At 38.2% G+C, this 18829-nt stretch carries 17 protein-coding genes and 1 pseudogene; 6 read left to right on the top strand and 12 right to left on the bottom strand.

Annotated elements, in window-relative coordinates; translation table 11 throughout:
• Positions 1–191 precede the first annotated feature (191 nt).
• The 3 genes and pseudogenes from V7K32_RS28195 (at position 192) to V7K32_RS28185 (ending at position 3827) form a co-directional block, all read left to right on the top strand.
• Positions 192–1100 (top strand): annotated as a pseudogene (locus V7K32_RS28195) (Rpn family recombination-promoting nuclease/putative transposase).
• 114 nt (positions 1101–1214) lie between these two features.
• A complete protein-coding gene (locus V7K32_RS28190) occupies positions 1215–2510 on the top strand; it encodes a WD40 repeat domain-containing protein (RefSeq protein WP_334998180.1) in 1296 nt (431 codons plus the stop codon).
• A gap of 84 nt (positions 2511–2594) precedes the next feature.
• Positions 2595–3827 carry a WD40 repeat domain-containing protein gene (locus tag V7K32_RS28185; protein WP_334998178.1) on the top strand — a complete coding sequence of 411 codons (1233 nt, stop codon included), beginning with the start codon at positions 2595–2597 and terminating at the stop codon, positions 3825–3827.
• A 125-nt stretch (positions 3828–3952) separates the two neighbouring features.
• Here V7K32_RS28185 and V7K32_RS28180 read toward each other — a convergent pair whose 3' ends face one another.
• The 12 genes from V7K32_RS28180 to V7K32_RS28125 form a co-directional block, all read right to left on the bottom strand.
• Positions 3953–4327, bottom strand: coding sequence for a DUF1257 domain-containing protein (locus V7K32_RS28180; RefSeq protein WP_334998176.1), 375 nt, complete (start codon positions 4325–4327; stop codon positions 3953–3955).
• A 68-nt stretch (positions 4328–4395) separates the two neighbouring features.
• Positions 4396–6033 (bottom strand): AAA family ATPase, encoded by a 1638-nt coding sequence (locus V7K32_RS28175; protein ID WP_442938817.1) that lies wholly within the window; start codon positions 6031–6033, stop codon positions 4396–4398.
• Positions 6034–6103: 70 nt separating this feature from the next.
• Entirely contained in the window at positions 6104–6982 is an 879-nt protein-coding gene (locus V7K32_RS28170) for an STM4011 family radical SAM protein (protein WP_334998174.1), read from the bottom strand.
• 35 nt (positions 6983–7017) lie between these two features.
• The gene (locus tag V7K32_RS28165; RefSeq protein WP_334998173.1) at positions 7018–8292 is read right to left on the bottom strand and encodes a HEAT repeat domain-containing protein; all 1275 of its coding nucleotides are present in this window, start codon (positions 8290–8292) and stop codon (positions 7018–7020) included.
• A gap of 81 nt (positions 8293–8373) precedes the next feature.
• Positions 8374–9717: an STM4012 family radical SAM protein gene (locus V7K32_RS28160; protein WP_334998171.1), complete on the bottom strand. Its 1344-nt coding sequence runs from the start codon at positions 9715–9717 to the stop codon at positions 8374–8376.
• Positions 9718–9760: 43 nt separating this feature from the next.
• The gene (locus V7K32_RS28155; protein WP_334998169.1) at positions 9761–10552 is read right to left on the bottom strand and encodes an STM4013/SEN3800 family hydrolase; all 792 of its coding nucleotides are present in this window, start codon (positions 10550–10552) and stop codon (positions 9761–9763) included.
• Positions 10553–10665: 113 nt separating this feature from the next.
• Positions 10666–10851, bottom strand: a complete 186-nt coding sequence (locus V7K32_RS28150) for a hypothetical protein (RefSeq protein ID WP_334998167.1) — start codon at positions 10849–10851, stop codon at positions 10666–10668.
• 145 nt (positions 10852–10996) lie between these two features.
• Positions 10997–12019: an STM4014 family protein gene (locus tag V7K32_RS28145; protein WP_334998165.1), complete on the bottom strand. Its 1023-nt coding sequence runs from the start codon at positions 12017–12019 to the stop codon at positions 10997–10999.
• Between the two features lie 22 nt (positions 12020–12041).
• Complete coding sequence (locus tag V7K32_RS28140; RefSeq protein ID WP_334998163.1) at positions 12042–12725, bottom strand: hypothetical protein; 684 nt, start codon at positions 12723–12725, stop codon at positions 12042–12044.
• A 164-nt stretch (positions 12726–12889) separates the two neighbouring features.
• Complete coding sequence (locus tag V7K32_RS28135; RefSeq protein WP_334998162.1) at positions 12890–13318, bottom strand: HEAT repeat domain-containing protein; 429 nt, start codon at positions 13316–13318, stop codon at positions 12890–12892.
• 29 nt (positions 13319–13347) lie between these two features.
• Positions 13348–14595: a HEAT repeat domain-containing protein gene (locus V7K32_RS28130; protein WP_334998160.1), complete on the bottom strand. Its 1248-nt coding sequence runs from the start codon at positions 14593–14595 to the stop codon at positions 13348–13350.
• 94 nt (positions 14596–14689) lie between these two features.
• Positions 14690–15943 carry an STM4015 family protein gene (locus V7K32_RS28125; RefSeq protein ID WP_334998158.1) on the bottom strand — a complete coding sequence of 418 codons (1254 nt, stop codon included), beginning with the start codon at positions 15941–15943 and terminating at the stop codon, positions 14690–14692.
• 198 nt (positions 15944–16141) lie between these two features.
• On the opposite strand from V7K32_RS28125, the gene V7K32_RS28120 reads away from it, so the two are divergent.
• The 3 genes from V7K32_RS28120 to V7K32_RS28110 all read left to right on the top strand — a co-directional run bounded on the left by V7K32_RS28120 (position 16142) and on the right by V7K32_RS28110 (position 18758).
• Entirely contained in the window at positions 16142–16651 is a 510-nt protein-coding gene (locus V7K32_RS28120) for a HugZ family pyridoxamine 5'-phosphate oxidase (protein ID WP_334998156.1), read from the top strand.
• A gap of 133 nt (positions 16652–16784) precedes the next feature.
• Positions 16785–17714, top strand: a complete 930-nt coding sequence (locus tag V7K32_RS28115) for an alpha/beta fold hydrolase (protein WP_334998154.1) — start codon at positions 16785–16787, stop codon at positions 17712–17714.
• A 396-nt stretch (positions 17715–18110) separates the two neighbouring features.
• A complete protein-coding gene (locus tag V7K32_RS28110) occupies positions 18111–18758 on the top strand; it encodes a Rieske 2Fe-2S domain-containing protein (protein ID WP_334998152.1) in 648 nt (215 codons plus the stop codon).
• The last annotated feature ends 71 nt before the right edge of the window (positions 18759–18829 follow it).

Here is an 18829-nt window from a genome sequence, read left to right as displayed (position 1 = left end):
CCATTATTAATGTATTAAATATTGAGTGCATACGCAAGAGTTGATTAGCGATCGCTCTCCAGGTGGAGTCATCTCACAAAATCGCATTGCTCCCAGTCCTTACTACAAACTTTAATTTATTTATGCCTAGATATTTAGTAATAAGTATCAAATTATCACAAAAACTGCCATTTTACTCAAAAAACCATCAAATGATTGACCACGATCGCCTGTTTAAAGAACTGCTTTCTAACTTCTTCCCAGAGTTTATCGAACTATTTTTTCCAGAGATAAGCGCTTACTGGGAGCGAGATTCAATAGAGTTTTTGCCACAAGAGATATTTACAGATGTGACTGAGGGAGAACGGAAAATACTTGATATAGTTCTGCAAGCCTCAGTGAGAAACCAAGATACTTTATTTATCATCCACACTGAACATCAATCTTATTCCCAAACTAACTTCAATCGGCGAATGTTTACATATTTCGCTCGACTGCACGAAAAATATGCCCTCCCAGTGTACCCAATAGTCATTTATTCTCATGACTCTCCGCAAACACCAGAACCGAACTCTTATCGCATGGATTTTCAGAGCAAGCGGGTGCTGGAATTTAATTATGAAGTTGTCCAGCTAAATCAATTAAAATGGCAGGATTTCGTCAATCAGAGAAATCCTGTAGCTAGCGCTTTGATGGCGAAAATGCAGATTGATGTTCAAGAACGCCCAACAGTAAAGCTAATGTCGCTACAATTGCTAGCGAATTTGGGACTCAACCCCGCACAAATCCAATTAATTTCTGGGTTTATTGATACATATCTCGATTTGAATGCTCAAGAATAAATCATGTTTCAAGAACAACTTGCTAATATTGAACCAAAGCAGGAGGAAAGAGTTATGCAAATCGTCACCAGTTGGATGAGACAAGGTATACAGCAAGGCATACAGCAAGGCGAATTGACGCTGATTTTACGCCAACTAAACCGCCGTATAGGTGAAGTGAATCCGCAATTACAAGAACGCATTCAAACTTTGTCAACGGCTGAGTTAGAAACTTTGGGAGAGGCTTTACTAGATTTTACAACTGCTGCTGATTTAGAAGCTTGGTTTGAGGCTAGATAGTTAAGGTTTTTCCCTCTTTTCTAGATGAAGGGGTTAAGAGCGATCGCTCAAAATTTATCAAGCCAATAGTAGCGATCGCAAATTAAATAAGCTAGTTTCAAAAGTAAAAGCACAATGTCAGAAAATACCAATCAACCAAGAGAATATGATGCTGTACTTGGCGGACAAAATCCTCCACCAGTCGATGGTGTAGTTTTAGGAGGATTGGAAGGCGCAAAACTAAGTTTCGCTAGTAGTGATGAAAATTACCGTGTTTCAGCGCTTTCGCAACTGATTAACTATAGACAGGAAGGCTGGGATTTAGTAATTCAAGCTTTAAAAGACCCATCAAAAAGGATACAGTTAGCAGCATATAAATTATTGCGGGATATCTCAGAATTAAAAGTAAAACAGGCAATCTTAGAATTTAATCCCTATCGTTTTTTTGAGTGTGTTTATACAATTGAGCTTAATAGGAATAATGCTGCGATCGCCATTCATCCCGATGGCAAAACCCTCGTGTGTTGCGATGCTGGGGGTAGTTCTTATGAAAAACCTCAAAGCGATGGCAGTATTGTTGGTGGTACTTATATAGACTTTAAAAAATGGGATTTGAAGACAGGAAAAAGTCTTCGTACCATCAATAAAATGTTTGGTACGAGAATGAATGACTACCCCAAACATTTAACTTTCAGTTCCGATGCTCAAACTTTAGCAATCGGTGGTTCTCAGCATGACAATACTATCAGAACTGAAATCTGGAATTTCAATACTGAGCGATTAAGTCATGTTATTAGCGGACAACCATTGTGGGAATCTCGAAAGCGTAATACTATTACCGCTATTGCTCTCAGTTCTGATGGCAAAATTTTAGCTAGTGGTAATGAAGCTGGAAATATTCTCGTCTGGGATTTAGAAACCAAACAAAATATTTACACTATCAAGGGACACTCAAAAAACATAACTTCCCTTGCTATCAATATAAATGTAAAAATTTTAGCAAGCGCTAGTTTAGATGAAACTATTAAACTATGGGATTTAAGAACGGGAAATCAGATTTACACCTTAGTAGGGCATGAATCTGTAAATGGTCATCCTTATGCTATTGTTTCACTAGCAATTAGTCCAAACGGACAAACGTTAATAACTAGTGATAATAAATTGCCAACATCCATTAAAATATGGGATTTAAGAACTGGTAAACAAGTTAATACTTTATTTGCTGATAGTGGCCAATTAAACTTTTTCGCTTTCAGTGCTGATGGAAAAGTATTTATTAATAGCGGTAGAGTGAATACTTGGAATTCGCAAACACAAAAATTTCTTGCTGAACTCCGCAAGTGCCATTCTACAAATGTTGCTATTAGCTCAGATGCACAGACTATTGTTACCTATCTTAGGAAATTAATTCAAGTATGGCGAGTTCCATAGAATCAGATATAAAAGCGATTCCAAATAAATGCGATCGCATTTCCTGAATTGGGAACACTGGTATTAGAGTCGAGGAAGAGAATTATGCCAGAAAATCCCAATCAACCGCGAGAATATGATGCTGTACTTGGTGGACAAGCACCACCTCCAGTTTCCGGTGTAGTTCTAGGCGGAATCGAAGGCGTTAAGCGTCGTCTTTTAAGTAATAAATTAGAAGCAAAAATCGCTGCACTCACTGAAGCTATCAATTATGGGGATGCAGGCTTAGAGTTAGTCATTCAAAGTTTACAGAATGAATCAGTGCAGTTAAAAGTGGTAGCATATAAATTATTACATAAAAGAAAAGAAGCTGGTCTTGAACAGGTTATTGCAGCTTTCAATCCATACCATTATAAATTTTTTGAATGTCTAATTACTTTAAAGGGACATACATCTGATGTATATGGAATAGCATTTAGTCCCGATGGAGAAACTATTGCTAGTGCGAGTCATGATCAAACTATCAAATTATGGAATATTCAAACAAGCCAACTAATTTACACATTAGGTAAAGGTTTATCATCTCCTCACGCACTTGCATTCAGTCCAGATGGAAAGAATTTGTATGCCAATAATTGGAATGAAATAAAAATTTGGAATTTAAAAAACCAGCAAGAAATTCGTACACTTAAAGGACATTCTGATGTTGTTTTATCCCTTGCTGTTGCTCCTGATGGAACTCTGATTAGTGGTAGCCAAGATAAAAATATTTACCTTTGGGAACAGCCTCATTCAGGAAAATACTATAAATTGGGTGGACATCCTTGCCACGTTTGGGGAATGAATATGGTTTATGTTGCCTTTAGTATTGATGGGAGAACTTTAATTAGTGGTAGTTCCGTGGATAGTGCAATCAAAATTTGGGACTGGAAGCAAAGACAACAAATCGCAACGCTGGGAACTGAAACATTGGCTTTAAATAATTATGAGCCAGGACTCTCTTGTGTTGCTATTAGTCCAGATGGAACAATTGCTATTGCTGGAGGAGAAAATAAAGTTGATGTTTGGGATATAGAAAAAAGAGAGAAAGTTTATATGCTTACCCTAGAAGCAGATAATAATATTCAGTCAATTTGTGTTAGTAAGGATGGTAAAGCTTTCTTTGGTGGTTTAAAGAATGGTATTATTAGAATTTGGAATTTACTTACAGGTGAGACAATTCACGATTTAGAAGGACATTCAGCTAGTGTTACTTCCATAGCTGTTAGTCCTGATGGAAAAAATTTTGTTAGCGGGAGTACCGATACAACTATTAAAATTTGGGGCATACCAGAGTAGATTACAGGAGTTTTCATGTATTTAGACCACAGTCTTGTATTTCTCTCTGCGCCTCTGCGCCTCTGCGTGAGATAAAAACAATATTAATATCTAGGGCGGGCAAGATGCCCACCCCACAAGATTGTTTACACCCAACGCCCTACTAATACCCGCACAGTTCCATCTTCTAAAACTTCTTCGTCTTCAACATTAAAGCCTTGTTCTTGCACCGTTGCCATCAAGGTTTTATGAGCATATTTTTGGCTGATGGAGTTAACAAACTGCTGTTGATTAATTTTTGCTCCCCAAAAGTCGGCAACTATTTCGTAATTTTCACCACTGCGGCGAAAACCTAAATCATAACCATTCTTCTGGCGAATGACATACTCGGCTTGAGTCGTATTACCTTGATATCCGCGTACATTGGTGTTACATTCAACTTGATAGTTTAATTCTTGCAACACTTGATGCAGAATTTCACCGTGTTTGATTTGGACTTTGATAGTTGTGAAATGAGACATAATACCAATTTTTGATTTGAGATTTTGGATTAAAAAACAAGGCGTAGGAAACACGTATTTTTTCTATTTTAATCGACTTCTAAAGGGCCTATTCCTTGTTCGCTTGAGTATTGTTTTAATTCTTCTACCAACAGCACATCATTGGAGGCGGTTCTTGCACCGGCTTGTGCTGCCCATTGCTTTAATGCTTCAATTTGTTCAGATGCGATCGCAGCTAAGGGTACTGTCTGCGCTACAGCCTGTAAAATATCCTCTGTATTAAAGTCTCGGCGCTGTCCCTCCACTCTTGTGGAAAATGCTTGGTGCATGGCATCAACGATTACCTGCTCAATTTCCGCACCGCTAAAGTTGAGACTTTGTTTGGCTAACAAAGCTAAGTTAAATTCTCGCAGCCGATTCGGGCGTAAGCGTTGCAAATGCACTTTAAAAATCTCTTGTCGTTCGGCTTCTGTAGGTAGATTCAAAAAGAAAATTTCATCAAATCTTCCTTTTCGCAACAACTCGGCTGGTAATATTTTGACATTATTTGCCGTGGCGACAATAAACACACTCGCGGTTTTCTCTTGCATCCAGGTAATCAAACTGCCAAATACGCGGCGCGATGTCCCCGAATCCCCATCAATGTTACTGGTAATATTACCAAAGGCTTTATCAATTTCATCAATCCACAAAACGCACGGTGCCATTGCTTCAGTTAACTGAATCATTTGACGCACGCGGCTTTCGCTTTCGCCGACAATCCCACCAAATAAACGCCCAGAATCTAATCTTAATAAAGGTAAGCGCCATTCATGGGCTATTGTCTTGGCCCAGAGAGATTTACCTGTTCCTTGAATACCCACAAGTAACATCCCTTTGGGGTTAGGAATACCGTAGCGTCTGGCTTCTTCGGTAAAAGCATCTTGGCGTATTAGTACCCATTGTTTGAGTTGATCTAATCCACCAACTCGTTTGAGTGATTCTTGGGGTGTGAAAAATTCTAAAATCCCAGTTTGTCGGATTGCTTGCTTTTTCTCTTCTAATACGCCGTCAATGTCAGACTCATTTACCTGCTGTTTAGCAGCTAAAGCTTTTGCCAACACCCTAGAAATTCGGGTGCGACTTAAACCTTGACAGGCTTTAACTAACTGTTCCCGCGCTAAACCGGAAACATTTAACTTATCTGGTACTACTAACTGTTGGATTAAATTATCTATTTCGCCAACGCTAGGTAAGGGAAAATCCACTACTGTCACTTCTTGCAGTAACTCGTCGGGAAGTTCTAAAGTATGGCTGGTGGTGATGATAATTTTACGCGATCGCTTTAACTCCCGCGTCAAGTTTCGTAATTCCCGCACAATCGGGGCATTCTTTTCGGTAGTCGGGTTTTTCACAAATGGATGCAAATCCCGCAATACAAACATTGCAGGTGTTTGGGCATCAGCTTTGCCAATTCGCCCTAACGCCGCCATCACCGAACCTTTATCTGCACCATTATCACTCCAACCCCGCACAATATCCCAAAATAAAAGCTGTCGTTTTGGCACAGAACGCGATGCAACTTGCTGCAACACTTCTTCCACAGGTTCTTCTTCAACGGTAATCACATACAGTAAGGGATACCTTGCCCGAATCATCAAATCAAGTTGTTCTACTAAGGAGGCGTATTGCCGATTCTCGCTGCTATTAGTTCCGTCTTCTTTTCCATGTTGATGAAAATTGCTCATAAATAGACTATTACAAACTAGTAATAAGTTAGTCTTAATTAATACTATATCCTCATGTGATTAGTAAACGCTATATTGCATTAATACAACTTTGATGAACCCAATTATCAGGAATTCTTTCTAAAATTCCAGACCCAAATACCTTATTCATTTCTAAATATTCCAGATGAACGTAACCAATATGACAGTGACAAGTTTGGTTGCTGCAAGGTTGTTCAAACAAAGCTGCTTCCCAAGTAGAATCATAAATATTACCAATTGCTGCTTTAATAAAATGACATCGATACATTGTCCCGTCACCATCAATAGAAATCACCGATTTTCCAGCCCGACAAGAATGCCCAAAGCTAGGATAATGATGAGTATTTAATTCATATAATGGATCAATAGATTGAAAGAATTCTCGATTTTCTGGTGATAAATTAGGAAGTTCTGCCTTGACAGCATTAATCCACAAATAAACGTGGTTTGGTAACTCCTGACGTAAAGCTGCTATTTCCGCTTGAAACTTGGGAAAACCGACAACTCCCACGCTAAATTTGACATTTTTGTTGTCTAGATTAAGGCATTTTGCTAAGAAGCGATCGCGTGACACCCATTCTGAATGAAAAGTTGCCCAAAGTGCCAATTTATCTTTGTTACATTCCTCTACCCAATCAAGCTGACAAGAGAGATTAGTTTGAATTGCAGCTTTATTAACATTGGGCAAATGCGTTAATTTTATCAGTGTTTGCTGATACCAAGAATGGATTAAGGCTTCTCCCCAAGGGGTAAACATAATTGAGAATTGATGTTGGGGATGTTGGGAAATCCAATTGACAAACCGTTCTAAAGATTGTTGATCAATTGCCAATTCGGCGGCTGTTTGTTGGCGTTTAGCAAATGGGCAATATTCACAGCCGTAGTTACAACTGATTAAAGAACCGCGATAGAGGATAGTGATTTGCATAGTAATAGTTATTGTTGAATATTAGTTAAATTTGATTATTCGCAGGCAGAATAATATCTATCTGGTGTTTTTTGTCTCTCGGAAATAACTTCAATGTCAAATTGATTAAATTCTTTAATTATCTCATCAGTTAAATAATTATCAGTAATATCAAGAGTATCTAGTTGACGAATAGATGGACAATTAAGTAAACATTCTGCACCCTTGTATCCTAAGTTTCCAACTGAAAGGTCTAGTTCCAGTAAATTTTCAATAATTGGAGAATCTACTATAGCACAAGCCAATTCATCTGAAAAGTTACAATCACGTAATCCTAAATATTTAAGATTTGGAAATATATAAGGACAATCTGTGATGAATTTAATAACAAAGTCATACGCCCAATTACTTGATCCCAACCATAATTCAAGGTATTCCAAGGCTGGTAATTCTAGTTCGCAAATTTCATCAAGCACATCATAATGGGAAAATGCATGTGACTCGATAATAATTGGTTTCAAATTTTCATGTCTAGCTGGAATGAATTGTAGCCCGGTTAAGTATTTATAATACCTGGAAGAACTATTGCAGCGAATCTTTAATACTTCTAATTGTGGATAAGCTAACAAAATATAACTGAAATTACTGTATACAAGTGGCAAGTAACCCAATTCATAATCATTAACGTCTCCTATAAATAAAGCTTTAATGTTACTAAGTTGTTCATGAGCATTAAGTAATGCATCCATAACAGGACGGAAAGTGTAATCTTCTAAAGAACTTGTGTACCACAATCCGAATACCAAAGCTTCAATCTGATTAGCAAGAGGACTTTGCAACAATATTTGCAGCTTGTCTACACTACTCATAACGGGTTTCCCATAGCTTTCTGCTGGGATAATCCTTAAAGCGTAAGCTATATCAACTGTGTCACTAATCTTAGTGGTAGGATCAAATTCAATCACTTTCCGGTTAGCGAATGTAGTTGAATAACCACAAGGAATACTGTAACTTTTCTCCAAACTTCTCCAGAATTTGTAATTTTTTAAAGCTAATTCTACTTGAGGATCTTCTATATCCTTTAAAATTTTCAATGCTACTCTTTGTACTTTCCTAGATTTATTTTTTAAAGCTTCAATTAGCAAATATAATCCTGCATTGCCATAGTTTAATGCTTCACTTACAGCTGCAATTTTCGCTTCAATATTGGAACTTGATAAACGTCTTTTAACACCTTCAATCCCGCCTAATACAGCACCTTGTACTGGTGGCGGTGCTTCTCCTCCGAGTACTGCATCAAATTCTCTGGGTTGATTTTGATTGTTTGTCATATTTTCTCCAACGGTAGATGTAATGTAAATATCTGTATAAACGTGATTAATCGCTTCTCTACAAATCTTTTTAAAACCACACTATTTCAACTCATAATCCTGCATTAATTCCTGCACTTTCTCAGAAAATAACCACGCGCCAATAGTGTCAGAACGCTCAATGCCAAATTCAGTTAACTGCAAAATATCCTCATCTTTTATCGCCAAATTCAAAACTAATAATTCCGATAATTCTGGAAAATCAGCATAGACTTCACTACCAAATTGCTGGCGATAACTAGCACAATTCAGTCCTTCGTCGGAAAGCAAAGATAACAAAATATACCGCCGACGTTGTTCTTCAGCATTTAGTTGAAAACCATAGTGCGCGTAGTCAAATGACTCATCTGCTGTTTGAATATACGCTTGTAAAATCTCGGTGATTCCTTTTGCTCCCACTGCATATTCGTTGGAGTAGTGCAAAGTATCGGTGTAGGAACGTGCGCCACAACCTAAACCAATCATCCCGTCGGCTTGACAGCAGTAGACGGGGGATGAGGGAGAAAGATTGATACCTTGTCCTTCTTCCAGCCGTCGAAACATCCGCATGGAAACTTGCGTATATCCTTCTGACAATAATAGCGATCGCCCTTCCCGATAACAAGCTAAACGAATATCGTCCCATTCTCGATCTGTGCGTCCCAAACCTGTGAGCGATCGCACGTACAATGGATATAGATAAATTTCTTCTGGTTGAAAACGTAAAGTAGCTTGTATTGATTGCAACCAAGTATTTACTGTTTGTCCGGGTAAACCGTAAATCAAATCAATATTCAGAGTGGGAAATCCAATCTCTTTTATCCTTGTCAGGGTTGCTTCTACTTGGGTAGTAGATTGACGGCGCTGGGTGGCTAAGACTTCCGAATCGATGAAGCTTTGGACACCAATACTAACACGATCGACGGCGTGCGATCGCAACAACTTTAACTTATCCTCAGTTGCGGTTTCTGGCGAAACTTCTACAGAAATAGGAATTTTTTGTAACCTTGCACCCATCGTATTTTCAGCAATATTGAGAATAGTTTCGAGATGCTGAATCGGTAATTGGGTGGGAGTTCCGCCACCAATAGCGAACCTAGCAAATGACGCATCACCCAACACCGCTTTCATCCGTTGCGCCTGTCGCTGTACTGTACGCACATATTGACTCATAAAATCTTCATTGTGGCTGACTGTGGTAAACAGGTTGCAGAACCCACAACGCATTTCACAAAATGGTATGTGTATGTAGAGAAATAGCGCTTGTCTATCTTGCTGCGCCCAAAGTTCTGGGAGATACACAGGTGGAGTGAGGGGACGGTAAGCTGTTTTGTGGGGGTAAGAATAGACGTATGCTTGATAAGGAGACTGGGCAATTTTGGATTTTAGATTTTGGATTGTCAGCATAAGATTTAAAAGAATTTAGAACTCTGCACCTCTGCGGGAGTTTTCATAAAATAAACTCTGCATAGGGAACAGTCCAAACCACAGGATGGCTAAGTCGATGTCCAGTGTAACCATCTTCACCATAAGTTGTCCCGTGGTCAGAACACAGAATGCAAAAAGTAGAATGCCTTTGTCGTATAATATTCCAGAGTTGGGCTAATTGGCGATCGACGTATTCCAAAGCGGCGGCGTGAGATTCAATGGTATCGATTTTATCTTTTGCATCGGGAAGATAGAAATAATTTGGTTGATGTAGAGCAGAAATATTTATAAATAAAAATATACGTTGATTATTTGGCGTTTCTTCTAAAATTTTTCGCGCCAGATTTACCTGATTTTCTGTAGATTCGGGGTTAGTAACTCCTAATTCTGGACTCCAATAACTTTCAGCAAACATTGAGGGAATTACATTACCTAAAGGGTTGCGTTTGTTGAAAAAACCAACACCACCAATGCAAACTGTATGATATCTCTTTGCAACTAATCCACTAACAATATTTGAGCTATCTAAAACACAAGTTGTATCAGATGTAGTGGTACTTCCTTCAAATCCCAAAGCAAAAAGACGGGGGTGAATTTCAGGCGTTACAGGTGTAGGTAAAAAGCCGGCGAAAAACGCATGATGAGAAGCGTAAGTGAAATTTCCGGGTGAATGTCGTTCTTCCCAGCCTGTTTTAGGGAGTGCTTTTGCTAAGTTTGGAGTGCGTTTTTGTGCGAGTAAATCTTTGGCTACGTCATAACGCAATGTATCCAAGGTGATAAATAAGATATCGTGGGTTCCGACGATTTGATTCATATTGAACATAGCGAGGAAAAATTAAAGTTGATAACTTTTAGCCAGATAGATATTAGGTTCACGCAGAGGCGGAGAGAGTAGCGAGAAATTTATCTGCTCATAAAAATATTTCTTTATTCTCTCTGTGTTCTCTGTGTCTCTGTGGTTCGTTCCAAAACTGCCTTAACTCCACTCGTATAGGTATCCATTCCATTCCACAAAATACCCGGTAATAAATCACCAAAAGCATTAATTTCTAAAATCACATGAGTTTTCCAATCAGGTAAAATCAATAAATCAACTCCACAATATAAACCCACATTCCGCACTTCAAAATGTATTATCTATCTTTTCAATAAAAATTCCTAATAATGTTCAAATTATTAAGTATTAATATTGAATACCATTGGCGATTTATGTTGTTGATTTAACCATTTTTTTCCACCTATGGGAAATCTACGCATATTACACGATGAAGTGCGGAAAGTCGGATAAACTATTAGGAAATAACCCTGCTGCTTGTTCACAAGTTCGCTTCATCACCTCCCAATTTTCTCCACCAACTTTTGCTAAAAATTCCTCACTATTTCCCCGTTCATTCCCCAAATGCAAATTTGTCATGGGACTTTTACCAAGACGAACAACGATGTGCTGTGCTTCACCATTGATAACCACCACCCGCACATCAAACCCGCATCCTTGTAAATGTGCTTTGGGTAGCCATTCTTCAACTTGTACGCCTTCTGCTGTTAAGATGTTGATGATATCAGCGACTTCTTCGCGGTGGGTATAGTGCCTAATTTTTCGAGAGTTGTAAAGCAGAGTTTGCCCATTTTCTCGCACTCGTTCAACGGTGGTAATAGCTGATTCAAAACGCGAATTTGTTCGGTAAGCAACGACACCAGAAGCGGCGGAACCGTGGGAAAGTTTGACGAATACTCGTTCTATTCCCTGAATTTGCATTTGTTCGCGTAAATGTTGGTAGTTGTGGATTTTTCCTAGCGATCGCGGAACGGGGATATTATGACGGCTGAATCTTTCGTGACAAGCTGGTTTGTCAAACATCACTGCGATATCTTGGGGATGGTTCATAAACTCGCCATTTGTGAGAAGGGGAGTAAGTTGTGTTTCCCATTTTTGCAATAGATACCGCCAGCCTAAATACCACTGTCGCGGATAGAGGATGAGTCCTTTGTCAAATTCTAATTTTGTCGCTGCTTCTGCACTGATACGTTGATGATTGGAAGTAGAAAAAATTTCCCTACTCCCTTCTGCAATGATGGCTTTATCAACATCAAAGTTTTTTTCTGGAGAGTCAAACCGGATAATAGTATTGGGTGTGTTGAATTGTTCGAGAGTTTGTTTACCTGAAATTAAGTCTGCGTAATCTACTACCGTGACTGGTGGTAAGTTGAAATGGGTTAGCGCTTGTTGGAGGAAACCGACACGGCGGTTTTCGGGGTTGGCGATGAGGATGAAATTAAGCATTGTGTTGTCTCTTATATCCCCTTTATTCAGATAAAGTGTAGTAGCGATACTCTGCACTGTCAGCTTGTGGTTCTGCAACTACCCTGCATTTTAAATTGGATAATTTTTCAATCATTGTTGTAGATAAAAAATTCATTGATACATTAAGAGTATGAAGCTGATTTATTTTCGGACAGTTAAATAAAGCTTCTGCTCCTTGCTCAGTTAAAGTCCCCATTGAAATATCTAGTACTAGTAGCTTTTCAAGCAGTGTAGATTCTACTATTGTCTTTGCGATCGCGTCAGAATAGCTAGCACTACGTAAACCTAGATATTTAAGTTTAGGAAAAGCTTTACCAGAAATAATTGGTATCAAATTACTAAGAGACGAATATGCGATGTTACTGCGGAAATCCTCTTCATTCTCATCTTGATAATAAAGTCGTTGAGAATAATTTTCATCATTACCTAACCATAATTCTAAATACTCAACCTCTGGCAAATCAAGCTGACAAATCTGGTCAATAATTTTATTACATAGCATATAGCCAGTCTCAAGAATAAGAGATTTGAGATGTTCATGTCGTAACGGTTCAAAAGCCAAACCGCAATCAGAATGATATCCAAAGCCACGAACTTGTAATACTTCTAATTTAGGATAAGCCTTTAAAAGAGGACTCATGTTACTTAATTGTGCATCAGAAGTCTTGTATTCATAATCATGCATATCTCCAACATACACAGCTTTCAGATTTTTTAGTTCTTCATTCGCATTGACCAATGCATTAATAACAAGCTCTCCAGAAGTATGTCTTCCGTACTTACATTGTAAAGCTTCAATATGACCAGTATGAGGCTTTTTCAGAATAAGCTAAAATAAACTGTCTATTGTTATTTTTGTTTTGTATTTCCACTGTACGGAATCGTTACAATGTAAGCATTGCTAACCTGTTCAACAGTATTTGTTTGATGATTAATTTCTTGGTTTTCCCAATCTTCTAATTTAGTAAAAAGCAAATTATAGTCATACTGTAATAATGCTTTATTGGCTTTATCTTCCCCAGTTGCTTTTAATATTTTTGCAGCATTTCGCTGCACATAAAGCGAAGAATGTTTCAAAGCATCAATCATTAAGTCTAAACCCACTTCACCGTAATTTAACGCTTCAGAAAGTGCAGCCATTTGCACTTCAACTACCGAACTTTGTAACCTACTTCTTACCCCCTCAAGTCCGCCTAAAACTACACCGCTAACTGGTGGTGGTACTTCTCCACCAAGCACTGCATCATATTCTCTTGGTTGATTTGGATTGTTGTTCATCTTAGATAATGTTGTAATATTTTCTTAATTTATTCCCAGACTGAGTAATAGCGATCGCCAAACTGAGAATCTGCAATTACTCGACATTTTAACTTAGAAAGTTGCTCAATTATATTTTTAGATAAACGATTCCCAGAAACATTGAGAGTATGTAGACGATTAATTACTGGAGAGTTTAACAAAGCACTTCCATTACCTATATTTCCATCTGTTAACTCAAGTACCTTCAGATTTTCCATAATTGGAGAATTAACAATAGCGTGAGCAACTTCGCTCATGTTTCCACATTTTCTCACCGCCAGGTATATCAACTTAGGGAACGAATCACCCGAAAGCATAGGTGCTAAACTATCGATATTGATGTTCCTTAAATCGCTTCTATTTAGCCATAGTTCAAAGTATTCTAGAGATGGTAAATTTAAATTGCAAATTTTCGCAAGATTACTATCAGATATCCCATCAGCATCAACAATCAAACTTTTTAAATTCTCATGTTTTAAAGGCTTTATAGGAATAATAGAATTATTTTGAAAGTTGCGAACTTGTAGTATTTTTAGTTCAGGCTTGAGAATATCTTCCTCAAGCATTCGACCCCGGATATGAAGTAATTCTAAGTAAGGATAGGATTTTAATAGAGGATAAATACTACATACCTTGATATTTGATTCTCTATATTTGATATTGATGAGATCGCAGCAATCTCCAATTAATAACGCTTTCAAACTCGTAAGCAATTCACGAGCATTAACAAGTGTGTCAGCAAAATCTTTAAAGGCGATTTTGCAATTCGGATCTTTGTAGTAAGCTTGAAACTTGATTGCTTCTATATCTTTAGCTTTCGGATCTTGAAGGAAGCGCGATAATTTATTTTTACTATTTACATAGTTTTCATTATATAGACAATATGCCTGACCTCTTGGGTCATTAATTCTGTCATAATAGTAATCTTCCCAATCTTGAAATGTAGTCAGAACTAACCAAGGGTCATAATATAGTAATGCTTCCTTGCCTTTAGTACCACCTTTGTGTAGTAACAAAATAGCACGATCGTGTATTTCTTCTGAAGGGTCATATAACGCCTCAATAATTAAATCTATTCCTGCATTACCATATTTCAGTGCATCTTCAAGCGCTGCACTTCTGACTTCATCATCTTCGCTATTTAGACGATTTTTAATTCCTTCAATTCCTCCTAAAACTAGGCTGTAGTTTTCATTTTGCTGTTCTCCACCAAGTACCGCGTCAAATTCTCCGGGTTTATTTGAATTGTTATTCATAGTTAAAATTGAACTTACTAAGAGAAAGTTTTTTAACCCATGCATGGGGGTTTTGTCTGTGTAGCCGCGACTTCCAGTCGCCTGATACTAAAGTTCACTCTGCAACAGAACAATAGCGACCGTGGATATAACTATCCTCATCTTCTTCCTTCTGATTACTTGCCAAAACACGCACATCTAACCCAGAAAATTTATCAATCATTTCCTGAGATAAAAAGTTTTCTGAAATATTGAGAATATCAAGATTATTTATCGCCGAACAATTCAGCAATTCTTCCGCACCAGCATCACTCACCGTTCCCATTGAAAGGTCAAGTACGCAGATAGAATCAATAAGTGGAGAACCTACAATAACGCTGACTATTTCATCGCTAAATTGGCTATTGCGTAATCCTAAATAAACCAAATTGGGAAATTTTTCTTCAAAAACAATCTGATTTAAATCTTCAACCCAACAGTTTCCACCGTAATCTTCACTACCAAACCATAATTCCAAATGTTCCAATGCTGGCAGATTCATATTACAAATTTGTGCAACAGTATTCCGACTTAACCCCCCAGTTTCAACAATCAAGGCTTTGAGGTGATTATGTCGTATCGGCGGACTAAATTGTAAACCATCTCCTCCACGAACTTGCAAAAAGTTGAGTTTAGGATAAGCTTTCAAAATCGGACTTATATTACTTTGTTGAATCCAAGAAATTTCGGAATCTTCAGAAGTAATATCACCGATGAAAACAGCTTTGAGATTAGTTAGACGTTTTTTAGCATCAACTAAAGCTTGGACAATACTACTTGAATCACTCTCTGATGGTTCTGCCCACAAACCAAACACTAAAGCTTCTAATTTGTCGGCGTTGGGTTCTTGCAGAAGTCTACTAAGTTTACTAGGTAAATTATCATAACTATCATCCTCAAACCTGAGAGCATAAGCATTGTTAACAGGTTCAACAATACCTATATTTGCATCGAATTCTACAACTTGCCGATTAGCAAATTGAGTAACATGATAACCTTGATACTCAGTAAATCTCTCTTCCAAGTTCCAAGGTGTATATGCTTGCAGGGCTTGTTTAACTTGCGGTTCTACTTTTTGGCGCAATAGTCGATAAGCAAAACGCTGCACCAACCTAGATTTATCTTGCAATCCTTGAATTAATACATCCAACCCTGCATCGCCATATTTCAAGGCTTCGCTAAGTGCAGCAACCCGCACTTGAGTCACAGGATTTGATAAACAACGTTTAACTCCCTCAATTCCTCCTAAAATTACTCCATCCACAGGAGGCGGGGATTGTCCTCCCAACACTGCATCATAATCTCTGGGTTGATTTTGGTTGTCTGTCATGGTGCTTTACCTTCTGATTCTTTATTAGAATTCCCAAAAAAAATGCGGAATACGCATACTACCGCAAGGTGGAAGTCATGCATTCACGCATAATTGTATTCCAAGCTTTTGCACCCATGCGACACCAAACAGACCGTCGTAGACATCCTCAATCACGTTACAATAATTAATTGTTACTAATTAAACGGCAATTTACTTATGAGCCAACTTGAAAACATTCAAGCTGAGTACGAAAAGTTTCCAGAAGAATTGGAGAGTGTAATCATTAGTACCGTGAATGCACAGGCAATACCCAATGCTAGTTATGCTCCCTTTGTAATAGATGATTCCAAAAACATCTATATTTACGTCAGTGGTCTTTCAACTCATACCAAAAATCTCTATGCCAATCCTCATGTTAATGTCTTGTTTATCGAGGATGAAGCTAAGAGTAATCTAATTTTTGCCCGTCGTCGTTTGAGTTTTGATTGTACAGCAAATTTGATAGAGCGTGAAACTGAGAAGTGGAATCAAATTGTTGAGCAATTTCAAGGGCGGTTTGGTGAAATTATCGAGGTTCTGCGAGGCTTGTCTGACTTTCGGATTTTCCAGCTAACTCCGAGTGAAGGCCGTTTTGTAGTTGGTTTTGGGGCAGCTTATCATATTAGTGGCGATAACCTCAATCAACTTGTTCAAATCACAGGAGATAGTAATCAAAAGCAAGGATGAATTGGATGCGAATTAAATATGAAATAGCTTAGAAGACAAAAATACTTACTCTGATATTTATCGGTAAGCTTGACTTTATACCTTGTAATTTGGCCTTCGGGTAAAGTGCTATTAAACTATACTTTTTAATTTTATGCTTCAGTTTCAACCTCCTGGCTTTGGACATAAACTTATCCATACATCGTTGGGGGCAATGGTTTACTATACCCAAACGAATGCACCTTGGGCGATCGCTCCTGGCGTTGGCGGAGCCATCGCTGATACTGAAGATTTACCTCCACTACTGTTTCTGCATAACTTTGGTGGTGGGGCGTCTGCGTATGAATGGTCTAAAGTTTATCCGGCTTTTGCCTCTAATTACCGCATTTTAGCTCCCGATCTAATCGGCTGGGGAGAATCGGCTCATCCAGTCCGGGATTATAAAATTAGGGATTATCTCAGCACGATCGCAGAGTTTATCATTGAAACTTGTCGTCAACCTGTGACGGTGGTAGCCTCGTCTCTAACAGCCGCTTTTGCTATCCGTCTAGCTATTGTTCAACCCAATTTATTCAAAGCACTGTTTTTGGTGTCCCCCTCTGGATTTGATGATTTTGGTCAGGGTGCTGGACGCAGACTTCCGCTTTCGGTAATCAATGCGCCTCTGCTGGACAATTTTATTTATATGCTTGGTGCTGAAAATGAAATTGCAGTCCGAAATTTTTTACAAAGTTTTCTGTTTGCTAAATCACAACGAGTATCTCAAGAAATGGTGGAGGCTTATTTAACCTCTGCACAACAGCCTAATGCCAAGTTTGCCGCTTTGTCATTTTTGCGGGGCGAGCTTTACTTTGATTTGAGTTTATATATTAAACAACTGACAATTCCCACCGTCATTTTTTGGGGAGAAAAGGCACAATTTACCAGCGTCAAATTAGGACAACGCTTGGCAAATTTAAATCCAAGTGCAATTCGAGATTTTTATGCGATCGCAGATGCAGGAGTATTACCTCATTTGGAAATACCAGAAGTTGTCATTGGTTTATTGCAAAAGTATCTTGGGGAGTTTGGAGTTAGGAGTTAGGAGTTTGGAGTTAGGAGTTTGGAAATCTCCGGCGCGACAAGAGCAGATGGAAAACTGAATCGGGCGGGGATACTTAGAGAAAAACCTGCAAAACAGTTTCTTTAGAAGTTGCTACAATTATTATTTAGAGTGAAAATTAATGGTTCTTCAGTACCTTTTGTACTAAAGTTCCGGTCAAAAAAGTCAGAGAGGTGATTATACAACGAAAATTCTACTCTGAAACTCACAAAATTTTTTCAATAATGCCTCTTTTCACTATTCCCTGTTCTCTGTTGGCTCTTACAGACTGTTTATTTAGCATGACAAGTGGAGTAGAGCCAAAATCAAAAAAAGCCGATTACTCTAAATAGGCTCAACCAGTACCATTTTCAAATCTTAGTTGAATACATTAATTTGATGATTACTAACTTTTCTTGGACTAAACAGTGGTATCCAATAACTCCTATCAGCTATCTGGAATTATCTCATCCAACCGCAATTACTTTACTGGGTAAAAAGCTGGTAATCTGGAGAGATAAACATCAAAAATGGGTAGCAATGGATGATACTTGCCCCCATAAATTGGCACAGTTATCTTTAGGAAGTATCCATGAAAATGGAAATCTAATGTGTCGTCATCATGGTTGGTGTTTTGATGGGACAGGAAAATGTACAAATATTCCCATGTTGAGTGATGAAAAGGCTTCAAAAACGGCTTGTAATAGTGAGCGATCGCAAGTAACAACATATCCTACTCAAGTGCTACAAGGATTATTATGGATCTGGCCAGATAATAGTCTTACTGCTTTTGAAGATAGCGCCTCAAAGCAACCTGCGGTGATGCCAGAATATCAGCTTGATAGTTCTGCAACAGATTGGTTTATGTCAGAAGTTCCTGTTGGTTATACTGTCTCTGTTGAAAGTAGTTTTGATCCTTCTCACGCCCAATTTTTACATGAAGGAATTGCTGGTTTTTCTCCAGAAAGAGCTATTCCAATGCAACATTTTGAAGTGTTTGGAGAACTGTCTGCTGAAGATGGCTTTACCCGGATTTCTCACAACTAAGAAAAAAACACTTGGATTAGTCAGATTTAAGATGATTTAATTAATACATCATCAAAATATCTTTAGAGCGT

The sequence above is a fragment of the Nostoc sp. genome (genome assembly GCF_036917635.1).
In the GTDB taxonomy this organism is placed as follows: domain Bacteria; phylum Cyanobacteriota; class Cyanobacteriia; order Cyanobacteriales; family Nostocaceae; genus Nostoc.
Note: the sequence above shows the minus strand (reverse complement) of the source record. Positions and strands in the feature narration are given on the sequence as shown.

Excerpts from the sequence above, each read along its gene's own strand:
- V7K32_RS28190 (WP_334998180.1), top strand. The coding sequence starts at position 1,215 with ATGTCAGAAAATACCAATCAACCAAGAGAATATGATGCTGTACTTGGC.
- V7K32_RS28185 (WP_334998178.1), top strand. The coding sequence starts at position 2,595 with ATGCCAGAAAATCCCAATCAACCGCGAGAATATGATGCTGTACTTGGT.
- V7K32_RS28180 (WP_334998176.1), bottom strand. The coding sequence starts at position 4,327 with ATGTCTCATTTCACAACTATCAAAGTCCAAATCAAACACGGTGAAATT.
- V7K32_RS28175 (WP_442938817.1), bottom strand. The coding sequence starts at position 6,033 with ATGAGCAATTTTCATCAACATGGAAAAGAAGACGGAACTAATAGCAGC.
- V7K32_RS28170 (WP_334998174.1), bottom strand. The coding sequence starts at position 6,982 with ATGCAAATCACTATCCTCTATCGCGGTTCTTTAATCAGTTGTAACTAC.
- V7K32_RS28165 (WP_334998173.1), bottom strand. The coding sequence starts at position 8,292 with ATGACAAACAATCAAAATCAACCCAGAGAATTTGATGCAGTACTCGGA.
- V7K32_RS28160 (WP_334998171.1), bottom strand. The coding sequence starts at position 9,717 with ATGCTGACAATCCAAAATCTAAAATCCAAAATTGCCCAGTCTCCTTAT.
- V7K32_RS28155 (WP_334998169.1), bottom strand. The coding sequence starts at position 10,552 with ATGAATCAAATCGTCGGAACCCACGATATCTTATTTATCACCTTGGAT.
- V7K32_RS28145 (WP_334998165.1), bottom strand. The coding sequence starts at position 12,019 with ATGCTTAATTTCATCCTCATCGCCAACCCCGAAAACCGCCGTGTCGGT.
- V7K32_RS28140 (WP_334998163.1), bottom strand. The coding sequence starts at position 12,725 with ATGCATGATTATGAATACAAGACTTCTGATGCACAATTAAGTAACATG.
- V7K32_RS28135 (WP_334998162.1), bottom strand. The coding sequence starts at position 13,318 with ATGAACAACAATCCAAATCAACCAAGAGAATATGATGCAGTGCTTGGT.
- V7K32_RS28130 (WP_334998160.1), bottom strand. The coding sequence starts at position 14,595 with ATGAATAACAATTCAAATAAACCCGGAGAATTTGACGCGGTACTTGGT.
- V7K32_RS28125 (WP_334998158.1), bottom strand. The coding sequence starts at position 15,943 with ATGACAGACAACCAAAATCAACCCAGAGATTATGATGCAGTGTTGGGA.
- V7K32_RS28120 (WP_334998156.1), top strand. The coding sequence starts at position 16,142 with ATGAGCCAACTTGAAAACATTCAAGCTGAGTACGAAAAGTTTCCAGAA.
- V7K32_RS28115 (WP_334998154.1), top strand. The coding sequence starts at position 16,785 with ATGCTTCAGTTTCAACCTCCTGGCTTTGGACATAAACTTATCCATACA.
- V7K32_RS28110 (WP_334998152.1), top strand. The coding sequence starts at position 18,111 with ATGATTACTAACTTTTCTTGGACTAAACAGTGGTATCCAATAACTCCT.